17 protein-coding genes are annotated in these 21,638 nt (G+C 64.2%); 5 read left to right on the top strand and 12 right to left on the bottom strand.

Going from position 1 to position 21,638, the window contains the following annotated elements:
• Positions 1 to 42 precede the first annotated feature (42 nt).
• The 4 genes from eutC to N436_RS19385 form a co-directional block, all read right to left on the bottom strand.
• On the bottom strand, positions 43 to 861 hold the full coding sequence (gene eutC, locus N436_RS19400; protein WP_110741794.1) for an ethanolamine ammonia-lyase subunit EutC: 819 nt from the start codon (positions 859 to 861) through the stop codon (positions 43 to 45).
• An 8-nt stretch (positions 862 to 869) separates the two neighbouring features.
• A complete protein-coding gene (locus tag N436_RS19395; protein ID WP_110741758.1) occupies positions 870 to 2,264 on the bottom strand; it encodes an ethanolamine ammonia-lyase subunit EutB in 1,395 nt (464 codons plus the stop codon).
• A gap of 46 nt (positions 2,265 to 2,310) precedes the next feature.
• Positions 2,311 to 3,759, bottom strand: coding sequence for an ethanolamine permease (gene eat / locus N436_RS19390; RefSeq protein ID WP_016715379.1), 1,449 nt, complete (start codon positions 3,757 to 3,759; stop codon positions 2,311 to 2,313).
• A 114-nt stretch (positions 3,760 to 3,873) separates the two neighbouring features.
• Complete coding sequence (locus N436_RS19385) at positions 3,874 to 5,394, bottom strand: aldehyde dehydrogenase family protein (protein ID WP_016715380.1); 1,521 nt, start codon at positions 5,392 to 5,394, stop codon at positions 3,874 to 3,876.
• Positions 5,395 to 5,650: 256 nt separating this feature from the next.
• Here N436_RS19385 and N436_RS19380 point away from each other — a divergent pair, with 256 nt between their 5' ends.
• From N436_RS19380 to N436_RS19365, 4 genes are all read left to right on the top strand, one after another.
• A complete protein-coding gene (locus tag N436_RS19380; protein ID WP_110741757.1) occupies positions 5,651 to 7,624 on the top strand; it encodes a sigma-54-dependent Fis family transcriptional regulator in 1,974 nt (657 codons plus the stop codon).
• Positions 7,625 to 7,690: 66 nt separating this feature from the next.
• Entirely contained in the window at positions 7,691 to 9,040 is a 1,350-nt protein-coding gene (gene mpl / locus N436_RS19375; RefSeq protein ID WP_110741756.1) for a UDP-N-acetylmuramate:L-alanyl-gamma-D-glutamyl-meso-diaminopimelate ligase, read from the top strand.
• Positions 9,037 to 9,666 (top strand): flavin prenyltransferase UbiX, encoded by a 630-nt coding sequence (gene ubiX, locus N436_RS19370; protein WP_016715383.1) that lies wholly within the window; start codon positions 9,037 to 9,039, stop codon positions 9,664 to 9,666. Before mpl ends, ubiX begins: the two co-directional genes overlap by 4 nt.
• Entirely contained in the window at positions 9,663 to 9,950 is a 288-nt protein-coding gene (locus tag N436_RS19365) for a YceK/YidQ family lipoprotein (RefSeq protein ID WP_084297499.1), read from the top strand. The genes ubiX and N436_RS19365 overlap by 4 nt, the downstream gene beginning before the upstream one ends.
• Before the next feature lie 109 nt (positions 9,951 to 10,059).
• Here the strand turns inward: N436_RS19365 and N436_RS19360 are convergent, their stop codons facing one another.
• From N436_RS19360 to N436_RS19330, 7 genes are all read right to left on the bottom strand, one after another.
• Positions 10,060 to 10,704 carry an oxidoreductase gene (locus tag N436_RS19360; RefSeq protein WP_105948270.1) on the bottom strand — a complete coding sequence of 215 codons (645 nt, stop codon included), beginning with the start codon at positions 10,702 to 10,704 and terminating at the stop codon, positions 10,060 to 10,062.
• Positions 10,705 to 10,731: 27 nt separating this feature from the next.
• On the bottom strand, positions 10,732 to 12,465 hold the full coding sequence (locus tag N436_RS19355) for a C13 family peptidase (RefSeq protein WP_110741755.1): 1,734 nt from the start codon (positions 12,463 to 12,465) through the stop codon (positions 10,732 to 10,734).
• Between the two features lie 272 nt (positions 12,466 to 12,737).
• The gene (locus N436_RS19350; protein WP_223625067.1) at positions 12,738 to 13,802 is read right to left on the bottom strand and encodes a 2,3-butanediol dehydrogenase; all 1,065 of its coding nucleotides are present in this window, start codon (positions 13,800 to 13,802) and stop codon (positions 12,738 to 12,740) included.
• 53 nt (positions 13,803 to 13,855) lie between these two features.
• A complete protein-coding gene (locus N436_RS19345; RefSeq protein WP_110741753.1) occupies positions 13,856 to 14,962 on the bottom strand; it encodes an acetoin dehydrogenase dihydrolipoyllysine-residue acetyltransferase subunit in 1,107 nt (368 codons plus the stop codon).
• Entirely contained in the window at positions 14,959 to 15,981 is a 1,023-nt protein-coding gene (locus N436_RS19340; RefSeq protein WP_010951829.1) for an alpha-ketoacid dehydrogenase subunit beta, read from the bottom strand. The genes N436_RS19345 and N436_RS19340 overlap by 4 nt, the downstream gene beginning before the upstream one ends.
• A 33-nt stretch (positions 15,982 to 16,014) precedes the next feature.
• A complete protein-coding gene (locus tag N436_RS19335; protein WP_016715388.1) occupies positions 16,015 to 16,992 on the bottom strand; it encodes a thiamine pyrophosphate-dependent dehydrogenase E1 component subunit alpha in 978 nt (325 codons plus the stop codon).
• Positions 16,993 to 17,014: 22 nt separating this feature from the next.
• Entirely contained in the window at positions 17,015 to 18,070 is a 1,056-nt protein-coding gene (locus N436_RS19330; RefSeq protein WP_105948274.1) for an ATP-NAD kinase family protein, read from the bottom strand.
• A 283-nt stretch (positions 18,071 to 18,353) separates the two neighbouring features.
• Between N436_RS19330 and N436_RS19325 the strand changes: the two genes are divergently transcribed.
• On the top strand, positions 18,354 to 20,207 hold the full coding sequence (locus N436_RS19325; protein WP_110741752.1) for a sigma-54-dependent Fis family transcriptional regulator: 1,854 nt from the start codon (positions 18,354 to 18,356) through the stop codon (positions 20,205 to 20,207).
• Positions 20,208 to 20,278: 71 nt separating this feature from the next.
• Here N436_RS19325 and accC read toward each other — a convergent pair whose 3' ends face one another.
• Complete coding sequence (accC, locus tag N436_RS19320) at positions 20,279 to 21,634, bottom strand: acetyl-CoA carboxylase biotin carboxylase subunit (RefSeq protein WP_105948276.1); 1,356 nt, start codon at positions 21,632 to 21,634, stop codon at positions 20,279 to 20,281.
• Positions 21,635 to 21,638 lie beyond the last annotated feature (4 nt).

The following is a 21,638-nucleotide window of genomic DNA, read 5'->3' as shown; positions in this document are numbered from 1 at the left end:
AATGCGCGTCACAAGTGCAATCCGCCTTCCGTGACATGTTTTTTACCCTTTGCCGAGCAGGAAGTTGCCTTTCTGGTTGGCGCTGTCTTCACTCTCCAGGCTATGGACCTCGGCTTCGTCCTTCAGATTCACCCCGGAAAGCTGGCGTTTGCAGGCTTCGCGCATCAAGTACAGCAAGCGGTGCGCCGCCATGCCATAGCTCAGGCCCTCCAGGCGGATGTTGGAAATGCAGTTGCGGTAGGCATCGGTCAGGCCGACCTTCGGCGCGTAGGTGAAATACAGGCCCAGGCTGTCCGGCGAGCTGAGCCCTGGGCGTTCGCCGATCAGCATCACGGTCATCCGTGCGCCCAGCAATTCGCCGACCTCGTCTGCCACTGCCACGCGGCCCTGCTGCACCAGCACCACAGGGGCGCTGGTCCAGCCATCAGCGGCCGCTTGCTCCTCGAAACGGCTCAGGAACGGCAAGGTGTGGCGATGAACAGCCAGCGCCGACAGGCCATCGGCAACCACGATGGCAAGGTCGACGCCGCCGGGGTTGGCCTGTGCGTGCTGGCGCAGGGTGGCAATCGAGTCTTCGTTGAGCCGCCGGCCCAGGTCCGGGCGCTGCAGGTACTGGTGGCGGTCGCTGGCGGCACTGTGCAGCACCAGGCTGTCACGGCCACGGTCACTCAGTTGGGTCGCCAGGCCGGCGTGGTCGAAGGCCAGGTGCACGGCATCGCGGGCCTGGGCATGGGCGAACTGGAAGTCCAGCTGCGCCCCGGTCGGCAGGCTGGTGCCGGTGCGGCCCAGGGCGATGCGCGCCGGGGTCAGGTTGCGCAGGGCCAGCCAAGGGTTGTCGGGGGTAGGTGTGCGAGGGGCCATGGTCATCCCTATGCAAGCTGTGCCAAGGCCTGGCGGAAGGCCGGCGGCAGGTTGTCACCAAAGCGCACCCGGCCATCGGCCTGGGTGAAGATGCCGGTGCGGGCCAGCCACGCTTCGAATTCCGGCCCGGGCTTCAGGCCCAGGGTCTGGCGTGCGTACAGCGCGTCGTGGAACGAGGTGGTCTGGTAGTTGAGCATGATGTCGTCGGAACCGGGGATGCCCATGATGAAGTTGATCCCGGCCACCCCCAGCAGGGTCAACAGGGTGTCCATGTCGTCCTGGTCGGCTTCGGCGTGGTTGGTGTAGCAGATATCGCAACCCATCGGCACGCCCAGCAGCTTGCCGCAGAAGTGGTCTTCCAGGCCGGCGCGGATGATCTGCTTGCCGTTGTACAGGTACTCCGGGCCGATGAAACCGACCACGGTGTTGACCAGAAACGGCTTGAAGTGGCGGGCCACGGCATAGGCGCGGGTTTCGCAGGTTTGCTGGTCGACACCATGGTGGGCGTTGGCCGACAGCGCGCTGCCCTGGCCGGTTTCGAAGTACATCAGGTTTTGCCCGAGGGTGCCGCGCTTCAGCGACAGGCCCGCTTCGTAGCCTTCCTGCAGCACGTTCAGGTTGATGCCAAACCCGGCGTTGGCCGCCTCGGTACCGGCGATGGACTGGAACACCAGGTCCAGCGGCACGCCACGGTTGATCGCCTCGATCGAGGTGGTGACGTGGGTCAGCACGCAGGCCTGGGTAGGGATGTCGTAACGCTGGATGATGGCGTCGAGCATTTCCAGCAGGGCGCAGATCGAGGCGATGCTGTCGGTGGCCGGGTTGATGCCGATCATGGCATCGCCGTTGCCGTACAGCAGGCCGTCGAGAATGCTGGCGGCGATACCGGCCGGCTCGTCGGTCGGGTGGTTCGGCTGCAGCCGGGTCGACAGGCGCCCGCGCAGGCCCATGGTGCCGCGAAAACGGGTAACCACGCGGATCTTCTGCGCCACCAGCACCAGGTCCTGCACACGCATGATCTTCGAGACCGCTGCTGCCATTTCAGGTGTCAGCCCGGGCGCCAGGGCGCGCAGGCTGTGTTCATCGGCCTCTTCGCTCAGCAGCCAGTCACGCAGGCCGCCCACGGTCAGGTGGCTGACCGGTGCGAACGCCTGGGCATCGTGGGTATCGACGATAAGGCGGGTAACCTCGTCATCTTCGTAAGGGATCAGCGCTTCATTGAGAAAGTGCGTCAGCGGGATATTGGCCAGCGCCATCTGCGCGGCGACGCGTTCGCCGTCGTTGCTGGCCGCAACGCCTGCCAGGTAGTCCCCGGAGCGCGCCGGGCTGGCCTTGGCCATCACTTCCTTGAGGCTGTCGAAGCGGTAGACCAGGTGGCCGACCATGTGTACGAAACTTGCCATACAGAATCTCCAGAGCCGCAGGTTGCCCTGCGGCGGGTGGCGGCAATCAGTGCAGGGCCTCTTCGGCCTTCTGGATCGCGGCGAATTCCTCTTCCGGTGTGCCCGCAACCAGGTGGTGGCGGCTGTAGAAAGCAAAGTAGGCAATTAATACCGCATAGATCACTGCGGCGCCAATCACCACCCGTGGGTCGACCAGGAAGCCGGCAACCACAGCGATGCAGGCCAGCACCAGCGCCACGCCCGAGGTAAAGATGCCACCGGGGGTGCGGTATGGGCGCTCCATCTTCGGCCGGCGGATGCGCAGGGTGATGTGCGCGGCCATCATCAGCACATAAGACAGGGTAGCGCCGAATACGGCTACCAGGATCAGCAGGTCACCCTGGCCGGTCAGCGACAGGGCAAAGCCGATGATGCCGGGGATGATCAAGGCCAGTACCGGTGCTTTGCTTTTGTTGGTTTCCGACAGTTTGCGTGGCAGGTAGCCGGCGCGGGACAGCGCGAAGATCTGCCGGGAATAGGCGTAGATGATCGAGAAGAAGCTGGCGATCAGCCCGGCCAGACCGACCAGGTTGACGAAGCCGCCCATCCAGGTGCTGCCACCGTAGGCTTTGGACAGTGCCTCGACCAGCGGGTTACCAGACGCTTTCAGTGCTTCGGAGCCTGCACCGCCGGGGCCGACGACCAGAATCAGCAGGGCGAAGGCCAGCAGCACCAGCATGGCACCGATCAGGCCGCGTGGCAGGTCACGCTTGGGGTTCTTGGTTTCTTCGGCGGCCAGTGGCACACCTTCGACAGCCAGGAAGAACCAGATGGCATAAGGAATGGCCGCCCACACGCCCACATAGCCGAACGGCAGGAAGCTGCTGGCGCCCACCGCGTCCGTTTTGGCGATGTCGAACAGGTTGGCTGCATCAAAATGGGGCACCATGCTCACCAGGAACACCGCCAGGGCGATGGCGGCGATGGCGGTGATGATGAACATCAGCTTCAACGCTTCCCCCACACCGAAGATGTGGATACCGATGAACACGATGTAGAACGCCAGGTAGATCATCCAGCCGCCGATGCCGAACAGTGACTGGCAGTAGGCGCCAATGAACACGGCAATGGCGGCAGGGGCGATGGCGTATTCGATGAGGATCGCCGTACCGGTCAGAAAGCCGCCCCACGGGCCGAAGGCGCTGCGGGCAAAGCCGTAGCCGCCGCCTGCGGTGGGGATCATCGACGACAGTTCGGCCAGCGAGAAGCACATGCACAGGTACATGGTGGCCATCAGCAAGGTGGCGAGGAACATGCCGCCCCAGCCGCCCTGGGCCAGGCCGAAGTTCCAGCCGGCATAGTCGCCGGAAATGACGTAGGCCACGCCCAGGCCGACCAGCAGTACCCAGCCGGCGGCGCCTTTTTTCAGTTCACGTTGCTGGAAATAGTCCGAGCCGACTTTTTCGAAGTCGACAGAAGAGCCTGCCGGCGAGCCGGCGGAATGATCGCTTGGCATAGTTTCACCTGTTCTTTTTCTTGGTGGCCGGAAGGGTTCCGGGCCGATGGTGATGGGTACTGCAGGAAGCGAGCCAGAGCGGTTCGTGCACGCGAACCGCTCTGGCTGACGGGCTTAGAAGAAGCCCAGCGGGTTAATGTCGTAGCTCACCAGCAAGTTCTTGGTTTGCTGATAGTGGTCCAGCATCATCTTGTGGGTCTCACGGCCAACCCCGGACTTCTTGTAGCCGCCGAACGCCGCATGCGCCGGGTACAGGTGGTAACAGTTGGTCCACACGCGGCCAGCCTTGATCCCGCGGCCCATGCGGTAGGCACGGTTGATATCGCGGGTCCACACGCCGGCGCCCAGGCCGAACTCGGTGTCGTTGGCAATCGCCAGGGCTTCGGCTTCGTCCTTGAAGGTGGTGACGCTGACCACCGGGCCGAAGATTTCTTCCTGGAACACGCGCATCTTGTTGTTGCCCTTGAGCAGGGTCGGCTGGATGTAGTAACCGGTGGCCAGCGAGCCTTCCAGTTTTTCCACCTTGCCGCCGGTCAGCAGCTCGGCGCCTTCGTCCTGGGCGATCTGCAGGTACGAGAGGATCTTCTCGAACTGCTGTTGCGAAGCCTGGGCGCCGACCATGGTGTCGGTGTCCAGCGGGTCGCCGCGTTTGATCTGCAGCACCTTCTTCATCACCACTTCCATGAACTGCGGGTAGATCGACTCCTGTACCAGTGCCCGGGATGGGCAGGTGCACACTTCGCCCTGGTTGAAGAACGCCAGCACCATGCCTTCGGCCGCCTTCTCGATGAAGCTCGGTTCGGCTTGCATGATGTCTTCGAAGTACACGTTCGGCGACTTGCCGCCCAGTTCCACGGTGGATGGAATGATGTTTTCGGCTGCGCATTTCATGATGTGCGAGCCCACCGGGGTGGAGCCGGTGAAAGCGATCTTGGCGATGCGCTTGCTGGTGGCCAGGGCTTCACCGGCTTCGCGGCCAAAGCCTTGCACCACGTTGAGCACACCTTTTGGCAGCAGGTCGCCAATCAGTTCGACCAGCACGGTGATGCCCAGCGGGGTCTGTTCGGCAGGCTTGAGCACCACGCAGTTGCCAGCGGCCAGTGCCGGGGCAAGTTTCCAGGCGGCCATCAGGATCGGGAAGTTCCACGGGATGATCTGCCCGACCACGCCCAGCGGTTCGTGAATGTGGTAAGCCACGGTGCCTTCGTTGATTTCGGCAGCACCGCCTTCCTGGGCGCGGATGCAGCCGGCGAAGTAGCGGAAGTGGTCGACCGCCAGCGGAATGTCGGCGTTGAGGGTTTCGCGGACCGGCTTGCCGTTGTCCCAGGTTTCGGTAATCGCCAGCAGTTCGAGGTTTTGCTCGATGCGGTCGGCGATCTTCAACAGCACGTTGGAGCGGTCCTGCACTGAAGTGCGGCCCCAGGCGTCGGCAGCGGCGTGGGCGGCGTCGAGCGCCTTATCGATGTCTTCGGCAGTGGAACGGGGGAATTCGGCGATCAGCTTGCCATTCACCGGGGACGTGTTTTCAAAGTACTGCCCCTTGACCGGAGCTACGAACTCGCCACCGATGTAGTTGCCGTAGCGGCTCTTGAAGGAAACCTTCGCGCCCTCGGTACCGGGATGTGCGTAACGCATGGTGTGTCTCCTGGCTGTTATGTTTGTTGAGGAGTTGGAAAGCGTAGAGCAAAGGTTGGGCCAGCGTTTCGCACACCAGGCAAATCAATGACTTGGGTCAGTTGCCAAGGCCCTGTGATTGGCCGCTGTACCAGCCCCGGTACGCGCGGGGGTGACACTTTGTGCCATTTGCGACACGTCACAGGCGGGTGCATTGCAAAGGCTTCCCGGGTGGAGGATGCTGGCGGAACTCTCTATCTGCGGAGAACTACAACAAATGCAGAGCAATCCTTTCATTCGCCATGCCCAGCAAGTGCATACCGTTGCCCATGGTGGGGCCGGGGAGGGGGGCAGTGACCCGTCCATTGCTCGTTCCTGGCTGCGCTGCCTGGAGGACTACCACCTCGACCCTTCGGTGATCGAGGCGCCCGTGGTGCTTGAGCATGGGCGTTTGCTGGAAAGCCGCGAGCGCCTGCGCCAGGTGCTGCAAATTGCCGATCATGAAATGAACAGCCTGCACCAGCAGCTTTCCGGCGCCGGCCATGCGGTACTGCTGACCGACGCCCGCGGGGTGATCCTCAACTGCGTCAGCGCGGCCACCGAGCGGCGCAGCTTCGAGCGTGCCGGGCTGTGGTTGGGCGCCGACTGGAGCGAGGCGCGCGAGGGCACCAACGGCATCGGCACCTGCCTGGTCGAGCGCCAGGCGTTGACCATTCACCAGAACGAGCACTTTCGCGGCCGCCACACTGGCCTGACCTGCTCGGCCAGCCCGGTGTTCGACCCGCATGGCGAACTGCTGGCGGTGCTGGATGTGTCATCGGCACGGCCTGACGTGTCGCGCCAGAGCCAGTTCCACACCATGGCGCTGGTGAACCTGTCGGCGAAGATGATTGAAAGCTGCTATTTCCTGCGCCACTTCGAGCAGCAGTGGCTGCTGCGTTTTCACCTGCAGGCCGAGTCGGTCGGCCTGTTCAGCGAAGGCCTGCTGGCGTTCGACGGCGATGGGCGGATCTGTGCTGCCAACCAGAGCGCGTTGAACCTGCTGGGCAGCGTGCGCGGTGGCGTGCTGGGCAAACCCGTGGAGCGCTTTTTTGCCTGTAGCCACGACGAACTGTTCAGCCGCGCCACCCCCGCTGGCAGCACGGTCTGGCCGCTGCATACGCTGGACGGTCGCCAGGTGTTTGCCAGCCTGCGCGGCAAGGCCCGTGCGCCGGTGTGGTCGGTGCCTGTTGCGCAACCCTTGCCCATGCACCCGATGGAACCGGCCATCTGCCTGCTCGACCCGGCTCTGCAGAACGAATTCCGCCGCAGCGTACGGGTGTTCGAGCGTGACGTGCCGCTGTTGCTGCGTGGTGAAACCGGTTGTGGCAAAGAAGCGTTTGCCCAGGCCGTGCACCAGGCCAGTGGGCGACGCGGCAAGCCGTTCATCGCCATCAACTGTGCCTCGATCCCGGAGAGCCTGATCGAGAGCGAGTTGTTCGGTTACCGAGGCGGCAGTTTTACTGGAGCACGCAAAGAAGGCATGCGCGGCAAGCTGCTGCAGGCCGACGGCGGCACCTTGCTGCTGGACGAGATCGGCGACATGCCGCTGGCCTTGCAAACCCGCCTGCTGCGGGTACTGGAAGAGCGCCAGGTGGTGCCCATCGGTGGCGAGCCGCAAGCGGTGGATGTCCGTATTGTCAGCGCCACCCACCGCGACTTGCTGGAGCGGGTGGAGCAGGGCAGTTTCCGCGAGGACCTGTATTACCGCCTGAATGGCCTGGAGGTGGCGTTGCCGGCGGTGCGTGAACGCAGTGACAAAGCGCAGCTGCTGGACTTTTTGCTGCATCAGGAGGCGCAGGGACAACGGGTCGAGCTGGAGCCCCACGCACGGCAGGCACTGCTCGACTTTGCCTGGCCGGGGAACGTGCGGCAGATGCGCAATGTGCTGCGTACTTTGGTGGCGCTTTGCGAGGATGCCCGAATCGAGTTCTTGGATCTCCCCGCCGTTGTTCGCGAGGACGTCGCCCTCGATCGCCGGCAAGCCAGCTCCCACAGGTACTGCACCAGGCCTGAGGGGCGTGCAAACCCTGTGGGAGCTGGCTTGCCGGCGATAGGGCCAGTTGTGTTGGAGGATGCCGAGCGCCAAGCGCTGATGGCGACCCTGGAGGCAAAACACTGGCACCTGACCCGTGTCGCCGAGCATCTGGGCATCAGCCGCAATACCTTGTATCGAAAACTGCGCAAACACGGCATTGCGAGGGCCGACTGAGCGAAACAGCGGGTGCGATTTGTCGCGCCCTGGGCTACCCTGCCTCGATGTTTTGCGAGGTCGACCATGCATATTCACATTCTCGGTATTTGCGGCACTTTCATGGGCTCGCTGGCGGTGCTGGCCAAGGAACTTGGCCATCGCGTCACCGGCTCTGACGCCAACGTCTATCCCCCGATGAGCACCCAGCTCGAAGCCCAGGGCATCGAGCTGACCCAAGGCTATGACCCGGCCCAGCTGGACCCGGCACCCGACCTGGTGGTCATCGGCAACGCCATGTCACGCGGCAACCCGGCAGTGGAATACGTGCTGAACAAGGGCCTGCCCTATGTTTCCGGCCCACAGTGGCTGGCTGACCATGTGCTGCAAGGCCGCTGGGTGCTGGCCGTTGCCGGTACCCACGGCAAGACCACCACCAGCAGCATGCTGGCCTGGGTGCTGGAGCACGCCGGCATGAGCCCGGGCTTCCTGATTGGCGGTGTGCCGCAGAATTTCTCGGTATCGGCCCGCCTGGGCGACACGCCGTTCTTCGTCGTCGAAGCCGACGAGTACGACAGCGCCTTCTTCGACAAACGCTCGAAGTTCGTGCATTACCACCCGCGTACCGCGATCCTCAACAACCTTGAGTTCGACCACGCGGACATCTTCCCGGACCTGGCCTCGATCGAGCGGCAGTTCCACCACCTGGTACGCACCATCCCGAGCGAAGGCCTGGTGATTCACCCCACCACCGAGCAAGCACTGGAGCGGGTGATCGGCATGGGCTGCTGGACCCCGGTGCAGACCACCGGCGTTGGTGGCCAGTGGCAGGCGCGCCTGCTCAGCCCCGACGGCTCGCGTTTCGAAGTGTTGTTCGAAGGCGAAGCGCAAGGTGTGGTGGACTGGGCACTGACGGGCCAGCACAACGTTGCCAACGCGCTGGCCACCCTGGCCGCCGCCCGCCATGTCGGCGTGGTCCCGGCCATGGGCATCGAAGGCCTCAGCGCGTTCAAGAGCGTAAAACGGCGCATGGAAAAGGTGGCCGAAGTGCAGGGCGTGACCATCTACGATGATTTCGCCCACCACCCGACCGCCATCGCCACCACCCTCGATGGCCTGCGCAAGCGTGTTGGCGAGGCCCCGGTGATTGCCGTGATCGAACCACGCTCCAACTCGATGAAGCTGGGCGCCCACCGTGACGGTTTGCCAGAGAGCGTCAACGACGCCGACCAGGTTATCTGGTACGCCCCGGCCAACCTCGGCTGGGACCTGGCGGCCACCGCCGCGCAGTGCAAGGTCCCGAGCGTAGTAGCCGACAGCCTTGACGCGATCATCGAACGCGTCAAAGGCCAGGCCCGCCCGGGCACTCATGTGGTGATCATGAGCAACGGCGGCTTTGGTGGCCTGCACGGCAAGCTGGCCGAGGCGCTGACGTGAGCGGGCCGGAACGCATCACCCTGGCCATGACGGGCGCTTCGGGCGCCCAGTATGGCCTGCGCCTGCTCGATTGCCTGGTGCGCGAAGACCGCGAAGTGCACTTCCTGATCTCCAAGGCCGCGCAACTGGTAATGGCCACCGAGACCGACGTGCTGCTGCCGGCCAAGCCCCAGGCGATGCAGGCCTTCCTTACCGAATACACCGGCGCCGCCGATGGGCAGATCCGTGTGTACGGCAAGGAAGACTGGATGTCACCGGTGGCCTCCGGCTCCGGAGCCCCGGCGGCGATGGTGGTGGTGCCCTGTTCCACCGGCACCTTGTCGGCCATTGCCACCGGTGCCTGCAACAACCTGATCGAACGCGCTGCCGACGTTACCCTCAAGGAACGTCGGCAACTGATCCTGGTGCCACGCGAAGCGCCGTTTTCCACCATCCACCTGGAAAACATGCTCAAGCTGTCGCAGATGGGCGCGGTGATCCTGCCGGCGGCACCGGGCTTCTACCACCAGCCGCAGACCATCGACGACCTGGTCGACTTTGTCGTCGCGCGTATTCTCAACCTGCTGAACATTCCCCAGGACATGTTGCCGCGTTGGGGTGAGCACCACTTTGGGGTGGATGATTGAAGCGAGCGTTGGTGGGGGGGCTGGCGCTGGTGATGCTGGGAGGTTGCGCCACGGTACGCACGCTGGATGCCGCCAAACCCGGGGCGCCGGTGGTGTATGCCGGTACCCGGCTGGATTTGTACGTGATCAATGGTGGGTGCTGCCCGCGTGATCATTACGGGGCTGATGCCCCGGCCTATCCTGGGCTGGACCTGCCGGGGAGCATGTTGCTCGATACCCTGTTGTTGCCGTTGTCGTTGCTGACAGCAGCCGGTGTAGGCTTCCAGGCCACCGGTGGCCTGTAACGGCCCTATCGCCGGCAAGCCAGCTCCCACAGGATATGCACTGCCCTCAAGCCTGGTGCAGTACCTGTGGGAGCTGGCTTGCCGGCGATAGGGCCATCACAGGTAACGCCTATTTCTTGCCCAACCTGCGCAACTCATCCGACTCCACAACCCGTATCCCGTCCTCTTCCTCTAACGCCAGCCGCCAAAGCGCCCGCGCCAGGGTGCAAGCCTCGATCCCCCGGTATTTACCCGGTATCAGCCTGGAAAACGGCGAAACCAACTGCTCACTGAGGCGTGGCTGAATGCGTTCGCCCAGCAGCAACGACGGTCGCACGATGGTCAACTGCGGCCAGTCCTGGGCCTTCAGCGCCTCTTCCATCTCACCTTTGACCCGGTTGTAGAAAATCGACGATTTCGGGTCGGCACCCAGCGCGCTGACCACCAACAGATGCCGCGCGCCCATTTCCCGGGCACGTTTGCTGAACGCCACCACCATGTCCAGGTCCACCGCACGGAACGCCGATTCGGAGCCGGCCTGCTTCAGCGTGGTGCCCAGGCAGCAATAGGCGATATCGACCCGCCCGGCCAACTGGGGAAGGAATACCGCCGGGTCGCCCACCGGGTTTTCCAGGTGCGGATGCTCGGCCAGCGGCCGGCGAGTGGGCGCCAGTACGCGGGTTATGGTGGGCTCGTTGAGCAGGCGGTCGAGCAGGTGTTCACCTGTCAGACCCGTGGCACCGGCAAGCAGGACATGCTGAGGCGTCAAATACATGATGTCTCTCCCTTGTTACACACAAGTCTAGTGGTTGCCGGGCGTTTCTGCTTGTCGCCCCGCGCTGGCCTGTGTGGCGCTACGCAACGCTTCTTCGGCCTGTTGCCGGCGCAGCTGCTGCCAGTGCTCGAGCACGGCGGGCGGTGCCCACAGCTGCGGCTCGGAGGCCTCGAAGCCTTCCCTTTGTTCTCTTTCGGCAACGCTGGTACGTGCCAGTTCAAATGCCTGTTTGAGGTCGTCGGTCTGGTTCAGCGCTTCGGCGAACAGGGCATCGCCAAAGTAGGTGAAGTCGGCTTCTTCCGAGCAACCGAAAGACACGCGGTCGGCCCGGGCCGCCGTCATGATCAGCGTGCGCTCATCCTTGAGCGGAGCGATGTAGCCCCCTGAATAGCAGGCCGAGATGACGATTACCTTGTCTCGATCCTTGAGCGGCGCCAGGGCAGTGGCCAGTTCGTCGGCGGAAAGGTCAGCCAACTGCAGGCGCGGCTGGTCGAGTACCAGTTGATGGTCCTGGCTGCCATGGCTGGTAAGGTAGATGAACACCAGGTCTTCAGGGCCGCTGCGCTCGGCCAGGGTGCGGGCGGCACGGGTAAGGTTTTCGCGAGTGGCCATGGGGCGGCTGGCCATGTGGTCGCGGTGGTTGACCAAGGTCACCTGGCCACGGGCGCCAAAGCGCACCTTGAGCATGTTGCTGACATAGTCGGCTTCGCGCAGGAACACGCTTTGCTGGCCATCGCCGGCCACCACCAGGCTGTACAGCTGGATCGATGGGGCTGAGCGCGGTACACGGGCCAGCGCCTCGTCCAGCAGCCGGCCCTGGTTGAGCAGGGCCAGGTCCAGCGGATCGGGCAGCAACTGGCCCTTCTGGTCACGTACCCGCACGCCATTGACCCAGACGCCGCTTTCGACCTGGCCGCTGGCCAGGATCAATCGCCCATGCCCGTGGTAGGCATCGTTCAGGAAACCGCCGATGTACTTGCTGCCGTCGGCCAGCTGCAGGCTGCCCTGGCCCGACAGGCGCCAGTCGGCGAACTCGCCTTTGTAATGGCTGCCATCGCTGCCCAGCAGTTCGCCTTCGCCGATCAATGAGCCATCCTTGAATTCGCCAATCCACACATCGCCATCGGCGTTTTCGTAACGGCCGCGACCTTCCAGGCGGTTGTCCTTGAACTCGCCGATGTACTGTTCACCGTCAACGCTGTCGTAGGTGCCGCTGCCTTGCAGCTCGCCGTTGACGAAGCGGCCACTGAACTGGTTGCCGCTGGCATCGCTGCGTACGCCGGCGCCGTTGGGTTTGCCCTTGGCGAACAAGCCCTGGTAGCGGCTGCCGTCGGCCAGTTCCAGTTCGCCCGCGCCTTCGTAGAGGTCGTCCTTGAACTGGCCTCGGTAGGTCTGGTCGGCTTGCTTGAGCGTGCCTTCGCCATCGCGGCGGCCATGCTTGAAGGTGCCGGCGTAGTGGCTGCCCGGCGTGGTCAGGTCGCCCAGTCCCTGGAACAGCCCCCCGGCGAACTGGCCACGGTACACCTCGCCGTTCTGGCCGTGCCATTCTCCCTGGCCGTGCCACTGGCCGTCCTTGAAGCCGCCGGCGTACCAGCTGCCGTTGGGGTAGTCGATACGGCCCTCGCCCTGCAGCAGGCCATCGACCACCTGACCCCGGTAACGCCCCCCGTCAGGCAGGCGCGCGTCCGGCGGAAGCAGCGATTCGCCATCGCCACAGGCGGCGAGCAACAGGACCAGGGTAATGGGGAGCAGTGGACGCATGGCGAGGACCGGGCAATAGGTCTGCCGAGTATGACGCAGAATGGGGGGGCGAGACAGATATGGCATAAGCAGATGAGGCGACAGGCCGCAGATATGACATCAATGATCTGCGGTCTTTGTGGGAGCGGCCTTGTGTCGCGAAAGGGCTGCGCAGCAGCCCCGGCAATCTTGCAGCGTGGCAGAAATTCTGGGGCCGCTCCGCGACCCTTTCGCGACACAAGGCCGCTCCCACAGGATCTGCGCAGCCTTTGAGGGTTGTGCAGGTGGTGCTATCAGCGCACGCCCGGCGAAACGATGATCTTCACGTTCTCCTCTTTGTTGTTCACCAGTTCCTCGAAGCCAAGTTCGACAATCTGCTCCAACCCTATCCGCCCGGTCACCAGCGGGCGAATATCCAGCCGGCCATCCGCAATGAAGGCAATCACATCGGCAAACTCGCCGTTGTACGCCAACGCTCCCAGTACCTGCTTCTCGGTGGATACCAATTCGAAGAAGTTGAACTCGCTAGGCTCTTCAAAAATACCCACCAGCACGCACTTACCCGCCTTGCGGATGGTGTCGATGGCCAGCTTGGCCGTGTGCTTGTTGCCGATGCACTCAAAGCTCACATCGGCCCCCAGCCCGGCGGTCAGTGCACGGATTTCCGCCAGCGCGTCGCACTGGCTGGGGTCCAGCACCACGTTGGCGCCTACCTCTTTGGCCTTGGCCTTGCGCGCCGAGGACATTTCCAGCGCAATCACTTGCGCCGCGCCCGCAGCCTTGGCGCACATGATGGTGCACAGGCCGATGGTGCCGGCACCCACCACTACAACGGTTTGCCCAAGCAGGCTGCCGGCCTTTTTCACCGCGTGCATACCCACCGCCAGCGGTTCGATCAGTGCCCCGGCCTCTGGCGGGAAACCTTGAGGCAAGCGGTACAGCAGGTTGGCGGGGACGTTGACCAACTCGGCAAAGGCGCCATTGTTCATCAGGCCGGTGAACGCCAGGCGCTCGCAGATGTTGTAAAGACCGTGGGTGCAGTAATAGCAAGTACCACAATGCTGGCAGGCGTCCGCCGCCACCGGGTCACCTACCGCAAAGCCCTCCACCCCTTCGCCAAGCTTGGCGATCTGGCCGCAGAATTCGTGGCCGAGGATGCACTGGCCCTGGATGCCGGTCAGCGGGTGCGGTGCTTCCACCGGGATGAACACCGGGCCGGCGACGTATTCGTGCAGGTCGGAGCCGCAGATGCCGCACCAGTCCACCTTGATCTGCACCCAGCCGGGTGCAGGGTCGGCTGGCAGGGGTACCTGTTCGACGCGAATATCATTGCGGCCATGCCAGACGGCAGCGCGCATGTGGGTGTGGCTCAGGTCATTCATTGTTGTTCTCCAGGCTCACGGGAAAGGGCTTAGTGCTTGCGCAGGAATGCGAGCACCTGCTGGTTGACCTGTTCGGCCGCCTCCATCTGCACCATATGCCCGGCCTCTGGCAGCACCAGCACTTCGGCCTCCAGGCCCTCTGCGTGGCTGGCCGGGATAATCGCGTCCTTGCCACCCCACACCACCAATGCCGGATGCTGCCCCAGCACGCCGCGCAGGTCGTGGCGCTGCCTGTCACCGTCGGCAATGGCTATTGCCAGCTGGCGCAAGGCATCATCGACACCTTCCAGGCGCTTGAACTTGAGCATGTCTTCCAGCATCTGCCGGGTGACCAGTGCCGGGTCGGCGAACAGCTGCACCATCTGCGGTTTGAGGGCGTTGCGGTTTGCGGCGGCAACAAAGCCTTGCAGGTACTGCCCATTGATTGCCTCACCCAGGCCGGCACTGGCGATCAGGCTCAGGCTGGCCACCCGCTGCGGCGCCAGGCGCGCGACGTTCAGGCTGACCGCGCCCCCCATGGAATGGCCGGCCAGGTGGGCCTTGACGATGTCCAGGTGGTCGAGCAGGGCCAGCACGGTTTCGCTCAGTTCATCCAGGTCGCCCCGTTGCAGGGCCTTGGCCGACTCGCCGTGCCCCGGTAGGTCGAGGGCGATCACCCGGCGCTCGGCTGCCAGCGCCGGGTGGTTGAACAGCCAGTTGTTGAGGTCGCCGCCAAAGCCGTGTACCAGTATCAGCGGCGTACCGCCTTCGCCCAGTTCGAACCAGCGCAGCAGGCGGCCGCCCACTTCAGCCTTCTGCGGGGCCGGCCCTTGGGCCTGATCGGCGCCCCCTTCGGCGACGAACTCGGCCTGGAAGCGCTGCACCACCGCGTCGATCTCGGCTTCCTCGGCTTCGCCTTCCACCACCACCGCCAGCAGTGCGCCAACCGGCAGGGTTTCATCCGGTTTGGCTACCTGGCGGCGCAATACACCACTGAACGGGGCTTCGACGCTGCTGCTGATCTTGTCGGTCTCGACGTCCAGCACCTCGTCGCCCTTGTTGATTTCGTCGCCTTCCTGCTTGAGCCAGGCGTCCACCCGGCCCTCGGTCATCGAAAGGCCCCACTTGGGCATGGTCAGGGTATGGATCTGGCTCATGCGGCACTCCTTGCAGCTTCGATCACCTTGCGCACGGCAGCCTCGATCTTCGCCGCGTCAGGGATGTACAGGTCTTCCAGCGCATCGGAGAACGGCACAGGGGTGTGCGGTGCGGTGACCATTTCGATCGGGCCCTTGAGCGCGCCGAAGGCCTTCTGCGCCACCAGCGCGCTGATGTCGGTGGCCATGGAGCAACGTGGGTTGGCTTCGTCGATCACCACCAGGCGGCCGGTTTTTTCCACGCTTTCCAGAATGCTGTCTTCGTCCAGCGGGCTGGTGGTGCGCAGGTCCAGCACTTCGCAGTCGATGCCCTGGCGGGCCAGGTTGTTGGCAGCCTCCAGCGCCACATGCACCATGCGCCCGTAAGTGACCAGGGTCACATCGTCACCATCGCGCAGGAAGTTGGCCTCGCCGAACGGCACCGTGTACACCTCTTCCGGCACCTCGCCCTGCATGCTGTACAGCAGCTTGTGCTCGCAGAAGATCACCGGGTCGTTGTCGCGGATCGCCTGGATCAACAGGCCTTTGGCATCGTAAGGCGAGGACGGGCACACCACTTTCAGGCCCGGGATGTGCGTCCACAGCGAGGTGAGCATCTGCGAGTGCTGGGCCGCCGCACGCAGGCCGGCGCCATACATGGTGCGCATCACCAGCGGGGTGACTGCCTTGCCGCCGAACATGTAGCGGAACTTGGCGGCCTGGTTGAGGATCTGGTCCAGGCAGCAGCCGGCGAAGTCGACGAACATCAGCTCGCACACCGGGCGCAGGCCCTGGGTGGCGGCCCCGACGGCGGCCCCGACGTAGCCGATTTCCGACAGCGGCGCGTCCAGCACACGGCCGGGAAACTGGTGGTACAGGCCTTTGGTCACGCCCAGCACGCCACCCCAGGCGTCATCCTCGCCGGGGGCACCGGCACCGCCGGCCACGTCTTCGCCAATGATGAACACCGTGCTGTCGCGGCGCATTTCCTGGGCCAGGGCTTCGTTGATGGCCTGCTGGTAGCTGATCTTTCTTGCCATGGTGGTTCTCCTGTTGTTCTTGTAATCCGCGGCTCAGGGGTAGGCGACGTAGACGTCGGTGAGCAGGTCGGCGGGCTGTGGCTTGGGATCGGACTTGGCGCGGCGCACGGCGTCTTCGATCAGGTCTTCGATGCGGGCGTCGATGGCGTCCAGTTGCTCGGCAGTGAGCAGGCCGGCTCGGGTGGTCTTGTTGCGGAACTGCATCAGGCAATCGCGGGATTCGCGCAGGTTCTTCACTTCATCCGGGGCGCGGTAGGTTTGCGCATCGCCTTCGAAGTGGCCGTAGTAGCGGCTGAGCTTGACCTCGATCAGCGACGGGCCTTGCCCGGAGCGTGCGCGCTCGATGGCTGCGCCAGCGGCCTCGTACACCGCAAAGAAGTCGAAGCCGTCGATGGTGACACCCGGCATGCCGAAACCGGCGGCGCGGTCGGCAATATGGTCGCAGGCTACGGACCAATTGGAGGCAGTTGCCTCGGCATAGCCGTTGTTTTCGGCCACGAAGATGCAGGGCAGGTTCATGATCGACGCCATGTTCATGGCCTCGAACACCGCACCTTCGTTGGAGGCGCCATCGCCGAAGAAGGCCACCGATACATCGTCGCGGCCTTTGATCTTGGCGGCCAGCGCTGCCCCGGCTACCAGCGGAGCGCCAGCGCCGACGATGCCGTTGGCGCCGAGCATGCCTTTCTCCAGGTCGGCAATGTGCATCGAGCCGCCCTTGCCGCCACACACGCCGGTCTTCTTGCCGTAGATCTCGGCCATCATGCCGTACACGTCCACGCCCTTGGCAATGCAGTGGCCATGACCCCGGTGGGTTGACGCGATGCAGTCGCTGTCGCGCAAGTGGGCCATGACCCCGGCGGCCGAGGCCTCTTCGCCAGCGTACAGGTGGACAAAGCCTGGGATCTCGCCGGTGGCGAATTCCACATGCAGGCGTTCTTCGAAAGCACGGATGGTGCGCATCACTTCATAGGCATGCAGCAGTTGTTCGGTACTCAGTTGATTGGACATCTTGTTGTTCTCCAGGGTTGTCTCAACGCGGGGATGCAGGGTGCAGCCGGTGGCCGCGCGGGACGGCCAGCAGGTGATGGCGGGCGGCATGCGCCAGTACGGCCTCGACATCCACGCTCAACGGGCCTTGGTGGTCGAGGGTGATGGTGGGCGTGTCGTGCTCGGCGAATTCGATCTCGCGTTCGCCGTCCAGGGCCAGGGTGCCGCTGGTCAGGCTCAGTCGATGGGCAACGCCAGGTGTCAGCGGGCCGCTGGCGGTAATGCCGCAGGCTTGCAGCAGGCCGGGGGCCAGCGGCGCGAGCAATGCTTGTTCGGCGCCGGGGTTCAGGCGCACCCAGGCGCCGTGCGGGTCTTGGCGTGACACTGGGCACCACAGGCCGCACAGGGCCGACAGGCCGATGGCATGGGGTTCGGCGAAGCAGGCGAAGACTTCGCACAGGTCCTCGCTGCGGCTGAGCGCACGGGCGCCGATGAAGCGCTGTGGCGACACGGCCACTTCGACCAAGGCCCATTCGGCCAGCTGTTGCTCGGGCACTTTTACCAGCAGGCGCTTGTTACGGCGCAGGCCGATGCTGGCGGGCACCAGGCCGCTGGCGAACAGGCCACCGGCAAGGCCAGCGCTGGTGGCTTCGCGCAGTTCGGGGAACGCATTGTTGGTGCCGGTGGACAACGTCAGCAGCGGCACGTCACCGGCCTCGGCAGCGACCGCCTTGTGGGTGCCATCGCCACCGAGTACGGCGATCATCGCCACGCCGCGCTCGACCATGTGCCGGGTGGCCTGGCGGGTGTCGGCAACGGTCTGGGTCAGCGGCAGGTCGAGTATTTCGAGGGCAGGCCAGTGTTGGTCTCGGGCGCCCGGGCCCTGGCTGGCCTTGAGCACGGCAGCGGCGATGCCGGTCATGTCGCTGGGCAACAGCACCTGGCCGATACCGGTGGCACCGAAGGCCGCCAGCAGGCGCTGGATGGCCGACGCCTTGTCGGTGCTGGAATAGAGCCCGGCATTGGCGGTCAGGCGGCGCAGGTCGCGGCCAGAGGCAGGGTTGGCAATGATCCCGACAATCGGGGCGGGTAGCGGCATGGCGCACCTCGTATTTTTGTTTGCCAAGGCAGGAGCAAGCGCGGTGCCAGCTTTCTTTGATTTGGCTGAAATGGCCGGGTTAGAGGGCTTTGATTGCGTTCTGGCATGCCTGTGCCACGGTGCTGACGAGACGCCGGGTGCCAACGCCAGGCCGACATTGCCGAGACGCTGAGACGCGGCGTCTCAAGCCAGCCGGTAATCACACAGTGCTTGTCGGGGCATGCCCAGAGGCGCTTAATGGCCGGACAACGATAAAAACAGCAACGAGAACCGGAGGGCCTGAATGCTTGCCGCGAACTCCCGAGCCCATGTCGACTGCGTCAGCAGGGTGTTGAAGAATGCCGACCGCCTGCCGCAGGCGCCGGTGCCACCGCTGATTCTCGATTCATGGCGCCGCTCCATGGACCTTTACCGCCTCGACCCGGGGTCCCAGCAGGGGCCGCGTATCCTTTCCCAAAGCCTGCTCAACGAATGCCGCGAACGCGCCGAACTGTTCCTGCGCATCGCCAGCGATGCCGTGGCACGCCTGCACGAACGGGTACGCGGTGCCGACTACTGCGTACTGCTGACCGATGCCCAGGGGCGCACCATCGATTACCGGGTCGAGTCGGCCATCCGCAACGACTGCCGCAAGGCCGGGCTGTACCTGGGCACCTGCTGGTCGGAAGGCGAGGAGGGTACCTGCGGCGTGGCGGCGGTGTTGACCACCAAGGCCCCGGTCACCGTGCACAAGCGCGACCACTTCCGCGCTGCGTTCATCGGCCTGACCTGCACGGCGGCACCGGTATTCGACCCGCTGGGCGAGTTGTTGGGCGTGGTGGATGTGTCAGCCTTGCAGTCGCCAGACGACCGCCGTAGCCAGCATCTGATCCGCCAACTGGTGGAGCAGACCGCCCGCGAGATCGAAAACGCCTTTTTCATGCACAGTGCCCAAGGCCACTGGGTGATGCGCGCCCACGGTACGCCGGGTTATGTGGAAAGCCAGCCGGATTACCTGCTGGCCTGGGATGCCGATGGCCGCCTGCAGGCGATCAACAGCCTGGCGCGGCAACGGCTGGTGGAGCGCCTGGGGCGCTTGCCCGAGCATATCGGTGAGCTGTTCGACATCGACCAGCTACGCCGGGTGAGCGCGTCGTCGGCCCAGCGCCTGCCGGGTCTGGGGGGGCTGTATGGTCGGGTCAGCGCACCACGGCAACGCCAGCGCGCGCAACCGTTGCGCCAGGCCCAGGACGCACGCATCGAACAGCACCTGCGCTTGGCCACGCGGGTCAAGGACTGCAATCTGGCGGTACTGGTGCAAGGGGAGACCGGGGCTGGCAAAGAAGTGTTCGCCCGCCAGCTGCACCAGCAAAGCCAGCGCCGGGATGGCCCGTTCGTCACGCTGAACTGTGCGGCCATTCCGGAAAGCCTGATCGAGAGCGAGCTGTTTGGTTACGTGGCTGGGGCCTTTACCGGGGCCTCCAGCAAAGGCATGCAAGGGCTGTTGCAGCAGGCAGATGGCGGCACGCTGTTCCTCGATGAAATCGGCGACATGCCGCTGAACCTGCAAACGCGCCTGCTGCGGGTGCTGGCCGAGGGTGAAGTGGCACCGTTGGGCGCCGCGCGGCGTGAGTGTGTGGACATCCAGGTGATCTGCGCCACCCATCGCGACCTGGCAGCGATGGTTGAGGATGGGCGTTTTCGTGAAGACCTGTACTTCCGCCTGGCCAATGCCCGCTTCGAGTTGCCGCCGCTGCGGGAGCGTGAGGATCGGTTGGGGTTGATTCATCAGCTGCTGTCCGAGGAGGCCGATGCGTGTGCTGTCGAGGTGGTGTTGGCAGATGATGCGCTGCAAGCATTGCTGGTTTACCGTTGGCCGGGGAACTTGCGCCAGCTGCGGCAGGTGTTGCGCTATGCCTGCGCGGTGAGTGAAGGCGGGCAGGTGCAATTGCAGGACTTGCCGCAAGAGGTGCGCGGTGAAGCGGTTGCTTCGCCTGAAAGCAGCGTGTCTTGCCCGGCCCGGCAGTTGTTGCTGGATGCACTGATTCGCCATCGCTGGAAGCCGGCCGATGCGGCGCGGGCGTTGGGGATATCGCGGGCGACGCTGTATCGGCGGGTGCATGAGCACCGCATCGAAATGCCGCGCATGAAGGGATAGGCCTTCAAGCCCTGGCAGGCAATAAAAAACCCCGGCGCAAGGCCGGGGTTTTTGTACATCACACTACTCGATCACTGCTCGTTGGCCAGCTTGTGTTCGAGGTAATGAATGTTGACGCCGCCTTTGCAGAAACCTTCATCACGCACCAGGTCGCGGTGCAGCGGGATGTTGGTCTTGATGCCGTCGACGACGATTTCGTCCAGGGCATTGCGCATGCGCGCCATGGCTTCGTCGCGGTCCTTGCCGTAGGTGATCAGCTTGCCGATCAGCGAGTCGTAGTTCGGCGGAACCGAATAACCGCTGTACAGGTGCGAATCGACGCGTACGCCGTTGCCGCCTGGTGCGTGGAAGTGCTTCACCTTGCCTGGGCTCGGGATGAACTTCTTCGGGTCTTCGGCGTTGATACGGCATTCCAGCGAGTGGCCACGAATCACCACGTCTTCCTGGCGGAACGACAGCTTGTTGCCAGCGGCGATGCTCAGCATCTCCTTGACGATGTCGATACCGGTCACCATCTCGGACACCGGGTGCTCAACCTGCACGCGGGTGTTCATCTCGATGAAGTAGAAGCGGCCGTTTTCGTACAGGAACTCGAACGTACCTGCACCACGGTAGCCGATCTCGATGCACGCATCGACGCAGCGCTTGAACACTTCCTGACGGGCTTTCTCGTCGATGCCCGGGGCTGGTGCTTCTTCCAGTACCTTCTGGTGACGGCGCTGCAGCGAGCAGTCACGGTCGCCCAGGTGAATGGCGTTGCCCTGGCCGTCGGACAGTACCTGCACTTCCACGTGGCGTGGGTTGGTCAGGAACTTCTCCAGGTACACCATCGGGTTGCCGAAGGCTGCACCGGCTTCGGTACGGGTGAGCTTGGCCGAGGCAATCAGGTCCTCTTCCTTGTGCACCACGCGCATGCCGCGACCACCACCACCACCGGCGGCCTTGATGATCACCGGGTAGCCGACGTCACGGGCAATCGCCAGGGCGACTTCTTCGTCTTCCGGCAGCGGGCCATCGGAGCCCGGTACGGTCGGTACGCCCGACTTGATCATCGCGTCCTTGGCCGAAACCTTGTCGCCCATCAGGCGAATGGTGTCGGCTTTCGGGCCGATGAAGGCGAAACCGGATTTTTCAACCTGCTCGGCGAAGTCGGCGTTTTCTGCCAGGAAGCCGTAGCCCGGGTGAATCGCGGTGGCGCCGGTGACTTCGGCGGCAGCGATGATTGCCGGGATATGCAGGTAGGAATCCTTGGACGATGCAGGACCGATGCAGACCGACTCGTCTGCCAGGCCCAGGTGCATCAGTTCACGGTCGGCGGTGGAGTGCACAGCGACGGTTTTGATGCCCAGCTCTTTGCAGGCACGCAGGATCCGCAGGGCAATTTCCCCGCGGTTGGCGATCAGGACTTTTTCGAGCTTCCCAGACATCGTT

The sequence above is a fragment of the Pseudomonas sp. RV120224-01b genome, assembly GCF_003208145.1.
GTDB classification, from domain to species: Bacteria; Pseudomonadota; Gammaproteobacteria; order Pseudomonadales; family Pseudomonadaceae; genus Aquipseudomonas; species Aquipseudomonas monteilii.
The sequence above is the reverse complement of the archived record's forward strand: the minus strand, read 5'-3'. Positions and strand labels throughout refer to the sequence as shown.

Bases quoted from the DNA above. Each gene is read 5' to 3' on its own strand.
- eutC (WP_110741794.1), bottom strand. From the start codon at position 861: ATGGCCCCTCGCACACCTACCCCCGACAACCCTTGGCTGGCCCTGCGC.
- N436_RS19395 (WP_110741758.1), bottom strand. From the start codon at position 2,264: ATGGCAAGTTTCGTACACATGGTCGGCCACCTGGTCTACCGCTTCGAC.
- eat (WP_016715379.1), bottom strand. From the start codon at position 3,759: ATGCCAAGCGATCATTCCGCCGGCTCGCCGGCAGGCTCTTCTGTCGAC.
- N436_RS19385 (WP_016715380.1), bottom strand. From the start codon at position 5,394: ATGCGTTACGCACATCCCGGTACCGAGGGCGCGAAGGTTTCCTTCAAG.
- N436_RS19380 (WP_110741757.1), top strand. From the start codon at position 5,651: ATGCAGAGCAATCCTTTCATTCGCCATGCCCAGCAAGTGCATACCGTT.
- mpl (WP_110741756.1), top strand. From the start codon at position 7,691: ATGCATATTCACATTCTCGGTATTTGCGGCACTTTCATGGGCTCGCTG.
- N436_RS19360 (WP_105948270.1), bottom strand. From the start codon at position 10,704: ATGTATTTGACGCCTCAGCATGTCCTGCTTGCCGGTGCCACGGGTCTG.
- N436_RS19355 (WP_110741755.1), bottom strand. From the start codon at position 12,465: ATGCGTCCACTGCTCCCCATTACCCTGGTCCTGTTGCTCGCCGCCTGT.
- N436_RS19350 (WP_223625067.1), bottom strand. From the start codon at position 13,802: ATGCGCGCTGCCGTCTGGCATGGCCGCAATGATATTCGCGTCGAACAG.
- N436_RS19345 (WP_110741753.1), bottom strand. From the start codon at position 14,962: ATGAGCCAGATCCATACCCTGACCATGCCCAAGTGGGGCCTTTCGATG.
- N436_RS19340 (WP_010951829.1), bottom strand. From the start codon at position 15,981: ATGGCAAGAAAGATCAGCTACCAGCAGGCCATCAACGAAGCCCTGGCC.
- N436_RS19335 (WP_016715388.1), bottom strand. From the start codon at position 16,992: ATGTCCAATCAACTGAGTACCGAACAACTGCTGCATGCCTATGAAGTG.
- N436_RS19330 (WP_105948274.1), bottom strand. From the start codon at position 18,070: ATGCCGCTACCCGCCCCGATTGTCGGGATCATTGCCAACCCTGCCTCT.
- N436_RS19325 (WP_110741752.1), top strand. From the start codon at position 18,354: ATGCTTGCCGCGAACTCCCGAGCCCATGTCGACTGCGTCAGCAGGGTG.
- accC (WP_105948276.1), bottom strand. From the start codon at position 21,634: ATGTCTGGGAAGCTCGAAAAAGTCCTGATCGCCAACCGCGGGGAAATT.